This window comes from Bordetella genomosp. 9 (assembly GCF_002119725.1).
Classification (GTDB): Bacteria; Pseudomonadota; Gammaproteobacteria; order Burkholderiales; family Burkholderiaceae_B; genus Bordetella_C.
Genome location: NZ_CP021109.1, coordinates 4,288,147 through 4,301,909, shown reverse-complemented (window position 1 = coordinate 4,301,909; position 13,763 = coordinate 4,288,147). Strand labels below are relative to the sequence as shown.

General features: G+C 67.8%; 13 protein-coding genes. 7 read left to right on the top strand and 6 right to left on the bottom strand.

Annotated features, from left to right (window positions below; all coding sequences use genetic code 11):
* Positions 1 to 467 precede the first annotated feature (467 nt).
* The 3 genes from CAL13_RS19750 (at position 468) to CAL13_RS19740 (ending at position 3,794) form a co-directional block, all read left to right on the top strand.
* Entirely contained in the window at positions 468 to 1,271 is an 804-nt protein-coding gene (locus tag CAL13_RS19750; RefSeq protein ID WP_086073308.1) for an ABC transporter ATP-binding protein, read from the top strand.
* 17 nt (positions 1,272 to 1,288) lie between these two features.
* Positions 1,289 to 2,560, top strand: coding sequence for a phenylacetate--CoA ligase family protein (locus tag CAL13_RS19745; protein ID WP_086073307.1), 1,272 nt, complete (start codon positions 1,289 to 1,291; stop codon positions 2,558 to 2,560).
* Positions 2,561 to 2,756: 196 nt separating this feature from the next.
* The gene (locus CAL13_RS19740; RefSeq protein WP_086073306.1) at positions 2,757 to 3,794 is read left to right on the top strand and encodes an amino acid ABC transporter substrate-binding protein; all 1,038 of its coding nucleotides are present in this window, start codon (positions 2,757 to 2,759) and stop codon (positions 3,792 to 3,794) included.
* Positions 3,795 to 3,835: 41 nt separating this feature from the next.
* On the opposite strand, the gene CAL13_RS19735 is transcribed toward CAL13_RS19740, so the two are convergent.
* The 3 genes from CAL13_RS19735 to dprA form a co-directional block, all read right to left on the bottom strand.
* Positions 3,836 to 4,321: a hypothetical protein gene (locus CAL13_RS19735; protein WP_086073305.1), complete on the bottom strand. Its 486-nt coding sequence runs from the start codon at positions 4,319 to 4,321 to the stop codon at positions 3,836 to 3,838.
* A gap of 68 nt (positions 4,322 to 4,389) precedes the next feature.
* Positions 4,390 to 5,298, bottom strand: coding sequence for a hydroxymethylglutaryl-CoA lyase (locus CAL13_RS19730; RefSeq protein WP_086073304.1), 909 nt, complete (start codon positions 5,296 to 5,298; stop codon positions 4,390 to 4,392).
* 37 nt (positions 5,299 to 5,335) lie between these two features.
* Entirely contained in the window at positions 5,336 to 6,487 is a 1,152-nt protein-coding gene (gene dprA, locus CAL13_RS19725; RefSeq protein WP_086059625.1) for a DNA-processing protein DprA, read from the bottom strand.
* A gap of 270 nt (positions 6,488 to 6,757) precedes the next feature.
* On the opposite strand from dprA, the gene def reads away from it, so the two are divergent.
* Together def and fmt are read left to right on the top strand one after the other, a co-directional pair.
* On the top strand, positions 6,758 to 7,270 hold the full coding sequence (def, locus tag CAL13_RS19720; RefSeq protein WP_086073303.1) for a peptide deformylase: 513 nt from the start codon (positions 6,758 to 6,760) through the stop codon (positions 7,268 to 7,270).
* Between the two features lie 2 nt (positions 7,271 to 7,272).
* Positions 7,273 to 8,217, top strand: coding sequence for a methionyl-tRNA formyltransferase (gene fmt, locus CAL13_RS19715; RefSeq protein ID WP_086073302.1), 945 nt, complete (start codon positions 7,273 to 7,275; stop codon positions 8,215 to 8,217).
* A 47-nt stretch (positions 8,218 to 8,264) separates the two neighbouring features.
* Here the strand turns inward: fmt and CAL13_RS19710 are convergent, their stop codons facing one another.
* The gene (locus CAL13_RS19710) at positions 8,265 to 8,891 is read right to left on the bottom strand and encodes a pyridoxamine 5'-phosphate oxidase family protein (RefSeq protein ID WP_086073301.1); all 627 of its coding nucleotides are present in this window, start codon (positions 8,889 to 8,891) and stop codon (positions 8,265 to 8,267) included.
* Between the two features lie 250 nt (positions 8,892 to 9,141).
* Here CAL13_RS19710 and CAL13_RS19705 point away from each other — a divergent pair, with 250 nt between their 5' ends.
* Positions 9,142 to 11,694: a hypothetical protein gene (locus tag CAL13_RS19705; RefSeq protein ID WP_157664903.1), complete on the top strand. Its 2,553-nt coding sequence runs from the start codon at positions 9,142 to 9,144 to the stop codon at positions 11,692 to 11,694.
* 4 nt (positions 11,695 to 11,698) lie between these two features.
* Here the strand turns inward: CAL13_RS19705 and CAL13_RS19700 are convergent, their stop codons facing one another.
* Positions 11,699 to 12,274: a hypothetical protein gene (locus CAL13_RS19700; RefSeq protein WP_420042466.1), complete on the bottom strand. Its 576-nt coding sequence runs from the start codon at positions 12,272 to 12,274 to the stop codon at positions 11,699 to 11,701.
* A gap of 39 nt (positions 12,275 to 12,313) precedes the next feature.
* The gene (locus tag CAL13_RS19695; RefSeq protein ID WP_086059624.1) at positions 12,314 to 12,898 is read right to left on the bottom strand and encodes a TIGR00730 family Rossman fold protein; all 585 of its coding nucleotides are present in this window, start codon (positions 12,896 to 12,898) and stop codon (positions 12,314 to 12,316) included.
* A 303-nt stretch (positions 12,899 to 13,201) separates the two neighbouring features.
* On the opposite strand from CAL13_RS19695, the gene CAL13_RS19690 reads away from it, so the two are divergent.
* The gene (locus tag CAL13_RS19690) at positions 13,202 to 13,753 is read left to right on the top strand and encodes a ferritin-like domain-containing protein (RefSeq protein ID WP_198297820.1); all 552 of its coding nucleotides are present in this window, start codon (positions 13,202 to 13,204) and stop codon (positions 13,751 to 13,753) included.
* Positions 13,754 to 13,763 lie beyond the last annotated feature (10 nt).

Here is a 13,763-nt window from a genome sequence, read left to right as displayed (position 1 = left end):
GGGAGGGGAGGCCCACCCCCGAAGCGCTTCGCGCTTCCCCCTCGAGGGGGCGACGCTGCGGACCGGCAAAGCCGGATCCGCGCGTCCCCGGTCGTGAGGCGTCGGTGGTTGGCGTGGGGCGGTGCCGTGGGGAGGGGAGGCCCACCCCCGAAGCGCTGCGCGCTTCCCCCTCAAGGGGGCGACGCTGCGGACCGGCAAAGCCGGATCCGCGCGTCCCCGGTAGTGGGGCGTCGGTGGTGGGCGTGGGGCGGTGCCATGGGGAGGGGAGGCTCACCCCCGAAGCGCTGCGCGCTTCCCCCTCGAGGGGGCGACGCTGCGGACCGGCAAAGCCGGATCCGCGCGTCCCCGGTCGTGAGGCGTCGGTGGTGGGCGTGGGGCGGTGCCATGGGACGGTTGTTTTTGGAGCGCTTGCCTTTCCTTCTTTTGCATTAGGCGAGTTCGGGCGCGTAGCGCCATGGAGGGCGGATATGTCCGCGTTGCTGGACGTGAATGGCATCGAGGTCATCTACAACCATGTGATCCTGGTGTTGAAAGGCGTGTCGCTGCGCGTGCCGGAGGGCCGGATCGTCGCGCTGCTGGGGGCGAATGGCGCCGGGAAGACGACGACGTTGCGTGCGGTGTCGAATCTGCTGAAGGGCGAGCGCGGCGAGGTGACGAAGGGCAGCATCAGCTATCGCGGCGAGCGGGTCGACCGCCTGTCGCCTTCCGAACTGGTGCGGCGCGGCGTGGTGCAGGTGATGGAAGGCCGCCATTGCTTCGCCCACCTGACGGTGGAGGAAAACCTGCTGACCGGGGCCTATACGCGCCGGCTCGGCCGGGCCGATACGGCAGCGGCCCTGGAGCGGGTCTATCGTTACTTTCCACGGCTGAAGCAGCGGCGCACCAGCCAGGCGGGCTACACGTCCGGCGGGGAGCAGCAGATGACGGCCATCGGCCGAGCGTTGATGGCCAGCCCCGGGATGATCCTGCTGGATGAGCCGTCCATGGGCCTGGCGCCGCAGATCGTGGAAGAGATTTTCCAGATCGTGCGCGACCTGAACCGCGAGGAGGGCGTCAGCTTCCTGCTGGCGGAGCAGAACACCAACATCGCCTTGCGGTATGCCGATTACGGCTACATCCTGGAAAACGGCCGCGTCGTGATGGATGGCGAGGCGGCGGTGCTGGCGGACAACGAGGACGTGAAAGAGTTTTACCTGGGCATCTCCAGCGGGGCGCGCCGCAGCTTCCGCGATACGAAGTTCTACCGCCGGCGCAAGCGCTGGCTGGCGTAAATCCCATGGCTGCTCCAATGGCGCATTCCCCATACTTCGACACGCTAGAAACGCGTCCTGCGCCGGCCCGCGAGGCGGCCCTCATGGCGGCCTTGCCGCAGGCCATCGCGCAGGCCATGGCGCATGCGCCTGCGGTGGCGGCGCAGCTCGCGGGCTGCGATCCCGCCCGCATCGATACACGCCAGGCGCTGGCCGCGCTGCCGGTGTTGCGCAAGTCGGAACTGCTGTCCCGCCAGCAGGTCAGCCGCGACACCCCGGGTGAAAACGGTCCCGGCAAGGCGATGGGCGGGTTTTCCGCGCTGGGCTGGGGCCAGGCCGTGCGCGTGTTTGCCTCCCCAGGGCCCATCTACGAGCCTGAGAGCGCGCGCCGCGATTACTGGCGCTTCGGCCGCGCCTTGTATGCGGCCGGCATCCGTCCGGGCGAGCTCGTCCACAACTGCTTTTCCTATCACTTCACCCCTGCCGGCTCGATGATGGAAACGGCGGCGCACGCGATCGGCTGCACGGTGTTCCCTGGCGGCACCGGACAGACCGAACAGCAGGTGCGAGCCATCCGGGATCTGGGCCCCACGGCCTATACCGGCACGCCCAGCTTCCTGAAGATGATCCTGGAAAAGGCCGACGAACTGCGCGAGCCGCTGCCTTCGCTGCGGCACGCGCTGGTGTCCGGCGAGGCGTTCCCGCCGCCCTTGCGCGACTGGCTGGGAGAACGCGGCATCGACGCCTACCAGGCTTACGGCAGCGCCGACCTGGGCCTGATCGCCTACGAAACCCCGGCGCGCGAAGGCCTGGTGCTGGGCGAGGACATCATCGTTGAAATCGTGCGCCCGGGCACGGGCGATCCCGTCCCGGACGGCGAAGTGGGCGAGGTGGTGGTGACGACGCTCAATCCCGACTATCCCCTGGTGCGCTTCGGCACGGGGGACTTGTCCGCGGTGTTGCCGGGCCAGTCGCCGTGCGGCCGCACCAACACTCGCATACGCGGCTGGCTGGGCCGCGCCGACCAGGCCACCAAGGTGCGCGGCCTGTTCGTCCATCCCTCCCAGGTCGCCGAGATCCTGCGCCGTCATCCGGAAGCGGGGCGCGGGCGCCTGGTCGTCGGCGGCGAGCCGGGCGCGGACGTCATGACGCTGCATGTGGAAGTGTCCGGCGAGCCGCCGGGGCTGGCGCAGGCCATCGCACGATCGGTGCGCGACGTGGCCAAATTGCGCGCGGAGGTGCGGCTGTGCGCGCCGGGAACCTTGCCCAACGACGGCAAGATCATCGAGGACACGCGCCGCTACACGTGAATCCCTGCGACCGGGACGCCGCGCGGGACCCGGGCGGGCCGTGCGGCGTCTGGCATCGAAGGCTGTTTACATGACCTGCGGTGATATGGAACCGGGCGATCCGACATTTTCGGGATCGGTGCTTGCGCGTTAAGCTTGGGCGCCTTGCGGGCCGCCGTCCGTGCCCGCGCGCATCACAACCGAAGAAGGAAAACCCATGCGTATCGGATTCACCTCGGGACGTTTCAAGGCGCTGCTCGGCGCCGCGCTGCTGGCCGGCGCCGCGCAGGCGGCGCACGGCGCCACCATCGACACCGTACGCCAGAACGGCTTCGTTCGTTGCGGCACGACCACCGGGTTCGCCGGCTTTTCGGCTCCCGACGCCAAGGGCGAATGGCGCGGCCTCGACGTGGATCTTTGCCGCGCCGTCGCCGCGGCCGTGCTGGGCGACGCCCGCAAAACGAAGATCGTGCCCCTGAACGCGCAGCAGCGTTTCACCGCGCTGCAGTCCGGCGAAATCGACGTGCTGACGCGCAACACGACGGTCACGCAGCAGCGCGACACCGCGCTGGGGATCATCCATGCCGGCATCAATTTCTATGACGGCCAGGGCTTCATGGTCCGCAAGTCGCTCGGCGTGAAAAGCGCCAAGGAGCTGAACGGCGCATCGGTCTGCCTGCAGGCCGGCACGTCGAACGAGAACACGCTGGCGGATTGGGCGCGCGCCAACAAAGTGGAATACAAGCCGGTAGTCATCGAAGACTTCAACGAAATCGTCAACGCCTTCGCCAGCAACCGCTGCGATGTGTTCAGCACCGATGCGTCGGGCCTGGCATCGATACGGATCTCCAAGCTCGGCAATCCGGACGACTTCGTCGTGTTGCCTGAAATCATTTCGAAGGAACCGCTGGGCCCCTTCGTGCGCCAGGGCGACGACAACTGGTTGAACATCGTTTCCTGGTCGCTTCGCGCCATGATCGAAGCCGAGGAATACGGAATCACGTCGGCCAACGTCGACACGCTGAAGGCCAAGAGCGACCAGCCCAACGTGAAGCGCATCCTGGGCGTGACGCCCGGCGCAGGCAAGAACATGGGACTGTCCGAAGACTGGGCCTACAACATCATCAAACAGGTGGGCAATTACGGCGAGAGTTTCGAGCGTAACGTCGGCCAGGGCAGCCCCCTGAAGCTGCAGCGCGGCCTGAACGCGCAGTGGAACAAGGGCGGGCTGATGTACGCGCTGCCGATCCGTTGACCCCTGGCGCCGGCGGCCGGGCATCCCGGACGGCGCCGGCGCTAGCCCCGGCCCGCGGCGCCGTGATAGGCCGCCGCGATCCGGATGAAGGCTTTTTCCAATTCACGGGTGCCGCCCTGGAACACCATGGGCCGGCCCGCCCGGGTCACGACGATCAGCCGCTTCGAAAATATCAAGGGGACGAAACGCGCGCTCCGGATGTCCTGCCAGGCGACTTCCCGCCGCGTAAGCCAGGTCTGTTTGAGGCCGCGGCCATCGATCGTGGTGATGGAGGTCTGCATGAACCAGGCGACGACGCCAAGCCCCAGGAAGCACACCGCCACGCCGGCCACCATCAGGGGGTTCAGGTTGCCGCTGGACAGCTGGATGATGGTGGTCACGATTTCCCACCCCAGCGCCGCCAGCAGCACCCATACGAGAATCTTGACCCAGTCCGGCCACGCCTGACCGCTCAGCGGCAAGGGGCCGATCTCCTGCAGCAGCGCGGCAAGCGGGACGTACGAGGGCGGCTCGGCGGGGTGGTTCATAGGGATGGGCGGCGCCTCTCGCGAAGGATGACGGGATGGCCCCCTTCCCGGGGCCGCTTGCGGCGTTATCAGGCCGCGCGCTTGGCCGCGATGGCGTTGCCGGCGCGGCTCGACGACTGGCGCTGCAGATGCCGCGACATCCATTGGCCGATGTCCACCACGGCGTCGAAATCCACCCCCGTATCGATGTCCATGCCCCGCAGCAGGTAAAGCACGTCCTCGGTCGCCACGTTGCCGGTTGCGCCCTTGGCGTACGGGCAGCCGCCCAGTCCGGCCACGGAAGTATGGAAAATCGCGATGCCGCATTCCAGCGCCGCGGTGATGTTCGCCAGCGCCTGACCGTAGGTGTCGTGAAAGTGGCCCGATATCCGTGCCGGGTCGGCCACCGCAGTCACGGCGTCCATGACTTGCCGCACCCGCTTGGGCGTGCCGACGCCGATCGTGTCGGCCACGTCGATTTCGTCGCAGCCCAGGGCGAGATAGCGTTTGACCACGTCCACCACGGCCTCCACCGGCACTTCGCCCTGATACGGGCAGCCCAGCGCGCAGCTGATGGACCCGCGCAGCCGCACGCCGGCGGCCTTGGCGGCCTGGGCCACCGGTTCGAAGCGGGCAATCGACTCTGCGATCGAGCAATTGATGTTCTTCTGCGAAAAGGCCTCGCTGGCCGCGCCGAAGATGACGACTTCATCGGCGCCGGCCGCCAGCGCCGCCTCGAAACCTTTCATATTGGGCGTCAGGACCGAGTAGATCGTGCCGGGCCGGCGTTCGATGCCGGCCATCACCTGCGCGGCGTCCGCCATCTGCGGCACCCATTTCGGCGACACGAACGACGTTGCCTCGACGTTGGGGAACCCGGCGGCGGCAAGCCTGTTTACCAGCTCGATCTTGACGTCCGTGGGCACGAATCCCTTTTCGTTCTGCAGACCGTCGCGCGGCGAAACTTCGACAATTTTCACGTGGGTGGGTACGGGCATGGCGTCTTCCTGAAGCGTACGGCGATATAGCGCGATATTAGTCCTTGGCGGCGCTGCGCGCTCCAGCCAAACGCTGGAACCGGCCTCCATCCAGCCGGGCGACTGCACCCGTCAGTTCCAATTCGAGCAAGCGGGCGTTCAGGCTGGGGCTGTCCAACCCTGTGCGCGCGAGCAGCGTGTCCAGATGGACGGGATCATGGCCGATCGCGGCAAGGACGCCGTCCTCACGGCAAGGCTTGGGCGGCGTTTCCACCGCGGGCATGCCGGCAGCCGCATCGCCCCAAGGCGCCGCCAAGCCGAATTCCTCGGTGATATCCCGCGCGGTCTCCACGAGCTTGGCGCCCTGCCGGATCAGGGCATGGCAGCCGCGGGACAAGGGCGAATGAATCGAGCCCGGTATGGCGAACACCTCGCGCCCGTTTTCAGCCGCCAGCCGGGCGGTGATCAGCGAGCCGCTTTGCGGGGCCGCTTCCACCACCAGAACGCCGCGCGACAGGCCGGCCACCAGGCGATTGCGGCGGGGAAAGTGATGCGGCAGCGCGGGGCTGCCCAAGGGCAGTTCCGTAACGAGCGCGCCGGCTGCGGCAATGCGTTCGGCAAGCGCGGCGTGGCGCGACGGATATATCGTGTCCATGCCGGTGCCCATGACGGCCACCGTGCCGGCTCCCGCGGCGCCGGCGGCCAGCGCGCCTTCATGGGCGGCCGCATCGATGCCCTGCGCGAGGCCGCTGACGACGCACCAGCCGTGCGCCGCCAGGTGCCCGGCGAAGCGCCGCGCGTTTTCCAGGCCCCCGGCAGTCGCGTTGCGCGCGCCGACGACGGCCAGTGACGGCCCCGCCAGAGGGGTGAGCTGGCCCCGCACGTAGAGCAGCAGGGGCGGATCGGCGGTGGTCAGCAGCGCGGCGGGATAGCGGGGGTCGCCCAGGGTAATGATGTGGCGGTCCGGCTCTTCCACCCAGCGCAGCGCCCGTTCAATGGCATCCGCCATGGCGGCGGGCGGCGGCGAGGCGAGTTGCCGGGCCAGGCCCGGCGGCAAGTGGCGCGCCAGCGCATCCGCCTTCATGGCGTATATCGCATGCGGGCCGCCTACGCCACGCAGCAGGGTGATGGCCCCGATCAGGCCCAGGCCGGGTTCCTGCGACAGGCGCAGCCAGGCCGCCATTTCTTCGTAAGGGATGTGCAAAGGCATGGGCCGCAGTGTCGCACGGCGGTCTGCCTCGGGCGATTCCAGCGTGATGCGGGCGTCCGCGCCGGCGCCCTCCAGTGGCCTTGTTGGGGCGGCCATGGCGCGCGCCCCAGCGGCCGGTCTGCAGGCAAGGGGCGGCATCGCGGCGCGCTATCCGGCGTTTAGCCGAAAACTATTAGAAATCAAACGCTTGATGAATTATCATCATGGTTGTCCCAACCTTCACCGTTACCTCCTGGCCGGCTGCCGCCGTACCGGGATAAGCGCTTTTCCATGGCCTTGCTGAACATCCTCCACTATCCCAATCCGCGTTTGCACATCAAGGCGAAACCGGTGGCGGAGGTGGACGACCGTATCCGTCAACTGGTGCGTGACATGGCGGAAACCATGTACGACGCGCCCGGCGTGGGCCTGGCTGCCACGCAGGTCGATGTGCACGAGCGCGTCGTCGTTATCGACGTGTCCGAAGAGGCGAACCAGCTGCTGGTCCTGATCAATCCGGAAATCACCTGGAAAAGCGAGGAGAAGCAGACATACGAGGAAGGCTGCCTGTCCGTGCCGGGCGTCTATGACGAGGTGCAGCGCAGCGCGCGCATCCGGTTCAAGGCGCTGGACATCGACGGCAAGCCCTACGAAATGGAAGCCGAAGGGCTGCTCGCGGTATGCGTCCAGCACGAGCTGGACCATCTGGACGGCAAGGTTTTCGTCGAATATCTCTCCCCGCTCAAGCAGAACCGCATCCGCACCAAGCTGCGCAAGGCCGAACGCGAAGCAGTGCGGGCCTGACGATGCGCGTTGTTTTCGCCGGTACGCCCGAGTTCGCCCGTCTTGCGCTGGACGCCATCCTGGCCGCCGGCCATACCGTTCCCCTGGTTCTCACGCAGCCTGACCGCCCGGCGGGGCGTGGCCTGAAACTCGCGCCGAGCCCCGTCAAGCAAGCCGCGGTGGCGGCCGGCATCCCTGTAGCGCAGCCCCGCAGTCTCCGGCTGGACGGCCGTTATCCCGAAGACGCGGCCCAGGCGCACGACCATTTGCGCGCCGCCGAGGCGGACGTCATGGTCGTCGCCGCCTACGGACTGATCCTGCCGCAATGGGTGTTGGACCTGCCGCCGCACGGCTGCCTGAACATCCACGCCAGCCTGCTGCCGCGCTGGCGCGGCGCCGCGCCCATCCAGCGCGCCATTGAGGCTGGCGATGCGGAAACCGGCATCACGATCATGCAGATGGATGCCGGTTTGGATACCGGCGATATGCTGCTGGTGCGCAAGCTCCCGATCGGGCCGGCGCAGACGGCAGCCGCTCTGCACGATGCGCTTGCCCCCCTGGGCGCGACCGCCATCGTAGAGGCGTTGCAGGCCCTGGCGGCCGGCGGACTCACGCCAGTGCCCCAGCCGGCGGAAGGCGTCACCTATGCCGCCAAACTCGACAAGGCAGAAGCTCCGCTGGATTGTTCGCTGGCCGCCGATGTCCTTGCGCGGCGGGTGCGGGCCTTCAATCCGGTTCCCGGCGCCACGATCCGCCTGCCGGGTCTCGGCGATCCCGTAAAGGTGTGGCGCGCCGAGGCGCTGCCGGGCGCGCCGGCCGCATTGCCCGGCTCCGTGCTGCGCGCCACGCCGGCTGGCATCGATATCGCCACGGCGGACGGCATCCTGCGCCTGCAGGAATTGCAGCGCGCCGGGGGCAAGCGCCAGGAAGCAGAGGTCTTCATCCGCGGCTGGCAGCCCCCGGCCTGAGCGCCGGCGCGCCGGTCCGCCCCCCAGGCGCCAACCCCGGGGCTGTCTCAATACAAAGTGTTCCTTACACGCTCCGGCAGTTCGCGGTCGTAGCGGTCGCCGTCGAACCCGGTGCCGGCCAGGTCGCGCAGGATCTGCCCGGTGCTGGGAAGGGCGGTGCGCGGCAGTTGTGTCGCGGGATCCCACAGTCGCGATCGCACCACGGCGCGCGAGCACTGGAAGTACACCGCTTCCACGTGCACGATCAGTACGGAACGCGGCGCCTTGCCGTCGACCGCAAGCCGTTCCAGCAAGGCCGGGTCTACCGTGATTTCGGCGCGCCCATTCACCCTTAGCGTTTCGCCGATCCCGGGTATCAGGAAAAGCAGCGCCACCCGCGGGTCCGCAATGACGTTGCGCAGACTGTCGATGCGGTTGTTGCCGCGCCGGTCGGGCAGCAGCAGGGTCCTTTCATCCTGGATTTCCACGAAACCCGGGGCGTCGCCGCGCGGCGAGACGTCCAGGCCGCCCGGTCCGCTGGTCGCCAAGGCGGCGAAGGGCGCGGCCCGGATGAAGGCGCAATAGTCGGGATGCAGCGTCGCAACTTCCTTGAGCAGCGATGTCTCGTTGGGCGCGCCGTACAGGGCTGTCAGGGCATCCAGGTCGGCGATACGGTGGGCGGCTTCGATGTTCATGTCCGTGGGGAGAGGGGTAGTGCCGGCAGCGGAAGAGCAGCGCGGCGTCCCGCTATCGTAGCTCGCGGCGCGCCGCCGTCGGAGTTTTCCGAGCCGGTTTTCCGATGCCGGCGGTAGGGAAAGCGCCTGCCGGTGACAGAAAAGGCTGGCCGACCTTCCTAGGATGGAGCCGATCGAGCCAGCGTCCTGCGTTCATTCCGTGTCGCGCGGCGCTGGTTCTCGATTCCGCCTTGCCAGTCCGTAGGAGTCCATGATGACCATTGCCGCAAGCGCCCCTCAGGACGCCGCCACGGCGTTGCCCGCCACCGTCCCCGAGCTGGGCCGGCGCACCTTCTCTACACGCCCTGGAAGGGTCCGCCGCGTGCTGCGCCTGCTGCGCGAACGGGGGCCATGCTCCGCGCTGCGCGGGGGAGTGTCCCTTCTCTATGCGCGCCTGACGGCTTCCGGCCGGGTTCGCGCCATGCGCGACTGGTCCGCCAGCATCACACGGCCATGCCCGCCGAGCCAGGCCCAGGCGGCGCCCGACCAGGCGGGAATCGAGCAGTTGCTGGCGCGTGTGGCGGGCGGTTGCGCGAAGTCCGTCCAGCTAGACGTGTTGGACATGACCGCCAGGCGCTACTGTCGAACGGCGGCGACTGATCAGCTGCTCGCCTTGCGGGTCGCATGCGGGATCGACAAGCAGATGCAAGACAACGACAGCGCATCGGCGCGTGCAGCGCGAGATGTGCTCGTTGCCGTTCTCGACCTGGAGCTCGAGCGGCGCACCGTCGCGGCGCCTTTGCGCGGCCTGGCGCAGGCCATGCGAACGAAGGCGCCATCGGAAGATGTGGATCGCGCTTGCGCCCGGCTGGCCGTGTCCCTGCAGGCGGCGCAGGATATGCAGGGCATGCCGGAACTGCTGCTGCGCAACGCGCTGGCCAATTTGGCTGAACCCGATCTTTCCGCGATACGCGGTTTGGACGAGAACGCGCGGCGCGATGTCGTCGCGCAACACCGATCGCCCGAGCTGCGCGAACGCCGGCAGTCCCTGCTGCGGCTCCTCGATCGCGCGCTCAGTCAAGTGAACGGCGTCGTTGCCCGCGACTCCGGGCAGGCCGCTGCTGGCGCGTTGCCATCGCCCGCGCCGGACGCGAACGAGGCGCGGGCCGCGGTCATGGCGGACAGAATGGCGCTTTGCCTGGACGCGCTGAGAAACGCCGCCGGCCCGTGCCCGCGCATCGATGCGGTACGCCAGCTGGAGACCGCCGCACGCGCGTACGCCGACTGGAAGCAGGCCATTGAAGCGGCCGGCAGGGAGGTGCCGGCCGATGCTGCCGAAAGGCTGCGGACGGCCGTGGCGGATATTCTTCACACGCATCTGCGCAGCCCGGACAATCCGGACGGCCCGCTTCAGCGGTCTTCGCTGGCGGCGTTGAGCGAACCGGAAATCGCCGCCCTGCGCCGCTGCGCCAACGCGTTCGGCGACGTCGGCCTGAGCATCGATTCCAAGGCATTGAAGGAGGAAGCGACGTCACGCAGCGCCCCCCTGATGGAGATCGCTGCCGCGCGCGCCGTATCCCTGTTGCGCCTGGCCGAAGGAGCGGCGGCGTCTTTGCCCGAGGTGGTCGGGGCGCTGCGCGATTGTGCGCACGCCGTGCGGGAAGTCTGTGCGGCGCGCGATAGCTTCGAGCTGTCGGGCGCCGAGGATCGCGCTGCTTTATGCGCGCGCATCGTCGACGCCGCGGCGCGGCAGAGCCAGGGCGGTCAGGCCGGCGCGGGGCATTCGCACTCGTTCGCCGCCGTGATGCCATGCCTGGTTTCCGGCTTGTTGGACGCCGGCATGCTTTTGATCGACGGCTTGGAAGACGCCGGCGTACCGGAATCGGATCCCGAATGGATGCGCGTCAGGCATGTGTACCGGCTTCTGGAGCTCGGGTCCTTGCTGGCCGGCGCCTTGCAGGACGTCCTGCAGGCGGCAAACGGCGATGCGCAAAGCGCGCCGCGTCCGCCTTCGGCTGCCGGCTGGTCTGCCAAATTGCGTCAGGCGGTGGCCGAGCAGTTCGGCGTGCGGTATGACGCGGCTGCCGGGCGCGCCGATCTGGTATTGACGGGTGACCAGCATCGCCGGTTAACGGAATTCATGCTGAATACGCCAATGCCGCCAGTGAAACCCGTACGCCGGTGCCTTGCCACTGCGGATGGCCCGCAAGAGATAGAACTCGACAGGCAATTGGCGCTGGACGGTATCGACCGCCGCTCCGCCGGGTTTTCCGTGTGCGGCGTGGACCCGAGCGGAAGGTATGTGCCCTACACCTCTTCGCGCCCGGCGCCGGCCGCCGCCGGCGGCGATGCGGCATCCCACGTCGCGGGCCTGTATCGGGCGTTGCTCGCCCTGCAGCGTCTGGCAGGTCCCGACACGCTCGCGCTCAGCGCTTTCGCCACGCAGTCGATCGGCAACATGCTGTACGAGGCCTTCGCCGCGCTCCGTGATGAGTCGCCGGTCAGGCTTGCGGACGGCCGCGCCGTCCTCCTTGGCGGAGGCGCGGAGACGCACGCCGACGTGAAACGATACGCGGACGGCTCCTATTCGATCGGGCTGAACGTCACATGGGAGCCGCTGACCTCGGTGGCCGCCTGGAATGGCGACGATCTGGAGGGCGTGCTACTGGATGGATCGCGGAGCCGCGGCGCAGTGTTTTGCGAAATGCGGCTGACGCGGGATGCTTCCGGTGAATGGACGCGTGAGCTGCTGCGGCCCCTCGAGCTTCACTATCACCTCGCACCCTTGGCGCGAGCGGAGACGCCGATCTCCGGCGGCGGCTGACCGCTCAGTCCGCGAGTGCGCGCAGGCCGGCGAGTGCCGGAAGGTCTGGGGCGCCGGCAAGCGCCGCCCTATCGAGCCACGGGTAGGGCAACTGGGTTATCCAGCCGAGGATTTCCGGCATCGCTTCCGGCGCCAGCGTTTCCATCGAGTCGATGGTGATCGTCAGATGTTCCACCCGGTGCGGCGCGTGGCGGAAACGCCAGTCGTAGCGTCCCCACCCTACGCGGACATTGCCGGAAGCTTTCTCCGTCATGGCGACCATCCAGCCGCAGCTGAACGAGGTCAGCACGGCGCCGGGGGCAGGGCGGTCCAGGTAGAACGTGTGCACGTTCTCGTAAGTCTGGCCGAACTTGCGCACCAGCGTGTCGGCAATGGCCGGCTCGCCCGAAACCTCGGACGGAAATGCGATGGTTGAGGTCTTCAATACCATGCGCAGGCGCGCGTCGGGCGCGAAAGCGCGGGCCATGAACCAGGGCCGGTTTTCGTCCTTGGCGCGGAAGTAATCGCGCAGCAATTGTTCGGTGGTGGCGTCGGTGGCGGTCATGGCTTGGTCCGGTCGATGCGGGGAGTGCGGGGTCAGCGGCGATGCGGCGCGCGCTGCGCCCTCGCCAGCGGCGGTCTACTTGGCCGGCTCGATCCACTTCGACACGGTGGGCGGCGCATAGCCGGCGAACCGCTCGAGCAGACGTCCCGGGTCGCTTTCGACGGCCAGCATGGCGCGATGCTGCGGCCGCATGAAGGCTTCCTCCACGGTGTGGTCGAGAAAGGCCGTCAGCTTGTCGAAATAACCCGCGATATTGAGCAAGCCGCATGGCTTCGCATGGAAGCCCAACTGCGCCCAGGTCCAGGTTTCGAAAATCTCTTCCAGCGTGCCCACGCCGCCAGGCAGGGCGACGAAGGCATCGGCCTTTTCGGCCATCAGGGTTTTGCGTTCGTGCATCGACGTCACGATGTGCTGTTCCGTCAGGTTGCGATGGGCGAGTTCCTTTTGCACCAGTGCTTCGGGAATAACGCCTATCACCCGCCCGCCTTCTTCCAGCACCGCGTTGGCCAGGATGCCCATGATCCCGGCGCTGGAGCCGCCATATACCAGCGTCAGGCCGCGGCGCGCCAGCTCATGGCCGAACGCGCGGGCCGCTTCCGCGTAAACCGGCTGGCGGCCGGCATTCGAGCCGCAGTACACACAAATGTTTTCGAGTGTCATGAATTGGTTCAGCACAGGTTTGCGTCGCAAGGGCGCGAGACGGGCGTCGGCCAGAGGCCGCCGCGCCGACGCGCCGCGACAGATTGCGAGCCCGGCCCAGGCCCGAAACTTGCCTCCGGGGGCCGGAAAAAGCTCGGTAGTTTACGCACATTTCACGCGACGACGAGCTGCATGCAGGACCAGGCCGACACGTTTCGACACAGCGCCTCTCGTGCCCGGTCCTATGCTGATTTGCCATCGGGCCGGCGCCTTCGCGCCGGTTTTCCCAACGCCGATATAAGTAAAGGAGAGAGCGATATGGACATGCAAAACGCGCAAAACGCACCCGGACACGCGGGCAGCTTCCAGGTCGACGTCCAGACCATCCGCAAGAAGGCCCGCCAGGGGCTGGAGGAAGGCGCGGTCACCGACGGCTACCGCGCGGATCGCGAAACCGTGCTGCGTTTGCTCAATGAGGCGCTGGCCACCGAAATCGTCTGTGTGCTGCGCTACAAGCGCCACTTCTTCATGGCCAGAGGCATGAATGCCGAACCGGTGGCGGCGGAGTTCGCCGAACATGCCGCCCAGGAACAGGAGCATGCGGACCGGCTGGCCGAACGCATCGTCCAGCTGGGCGGCGCACCGAATCTGAATCCTGAAGGCATCACCCGGCGCAGCCACTCCGAGTATGTCGAGGCCGGCTCGCTCGAAGACATGATCAAGGAAAACCTGGTCGCCGAGCGTATCGCCATCGACAGCTATCGCCAGATGGTCGATTACATCGGCGACAAGGATCCGACCACGCGCCGCCTGCTTGAAGAAATCCTGGCGGTCGAAGAGGAGCACGCCGACGACCTGTCGGACTTCCTGGCCTGAGGCCGCCCCG

Excerpts from the sequence above, each read along its gene's own strand:
- CAL13_RS19735 (WP_086073305.1), bottom strand. The coding sequence starts at position 4,321 with ATGAACCACCCCGCCGAGCCGCCCTCGTACGTCCCGCTTGCCGCGCTG.
- CAL13_RS19730 (WP_086073304.1), bottom strand. The coding sequence starts at position 5,298 with ATGCCCGTACCCACCCACGTGAAAATTGTCGAAGTTTCGCCGCGCGAC.
- def (WP_086073303.1), top strand. The coding sequence starts at position 6,758 with ATGGCCTTGCTGAACATCCTCCACTATCCCAATCCGCGTTTGCACATC.
- CAL13_RS19750 (WP_086073308.1), top strand. The coding sequence starts at position 468 with ATGTCCGCGTTGCTGGACGTGAATGGCATCGAGGTCATCTACAACCAT.
- dprA (WP_086059625.1), bottom strand. The coding sequence starts at position 6,487 with ATGCCTTTGCACATCCCTTACGAAGAAATGGCGGCCTGGCTGCGCCTG.
- CAL13_RS19695 (WP_086059624.1), bottom strand. The coding sequence starts at position 12,898 with ATGACACTCGAAAACATTTGTGTGTACTGCGGCTCGAATGCCGGCCGC.
- CAL13_RS19710 (WP_086073301.1), bottom strand. The coding sequence starts at position 8,891 with ATGAACATCGAAGCCGCCCACCGTATCGCCGACCTGGATGCCCTGACA.
- CAL13_RS19705 (WP_157664903.1), top strand. The coding sequence starts at position 9,142 with ATGATGACCATTGCCGCAAGCGCCCCTCAGGACGCCGCCACGGCGTTG.
- CAL13_RS19740 (WP_086073306.1), top strand. The coding sequence starts at position 2,757 with ATGCGTATCGGATTCACCTCGGGACGTTTCAAGGCGCTGCTCGGCGCC.
- fmt (WP_086073302.1), top strand. The coding sequence starts at position 7,273 with ATGCGCGTTGTTTTCGCCGGTACGCCCGAGTTCGCCCGTCTTGCGCTG.
- CAL13_RS19745 (WP_086073307.1), top strand. The coding sequence starts at position 1,289 with ATGGCGCATTCCCCATACTTCGACACGCTAGAAACGCGTCCTGCGCCG.
- CAL13_RS19690 (WP_198297820.1), top strand. The coding sequence starts at position 13,202 with ATGCAAAACGCGCAAAACGCACCCGGACACGCGGGCAGCTTCCAGGTC.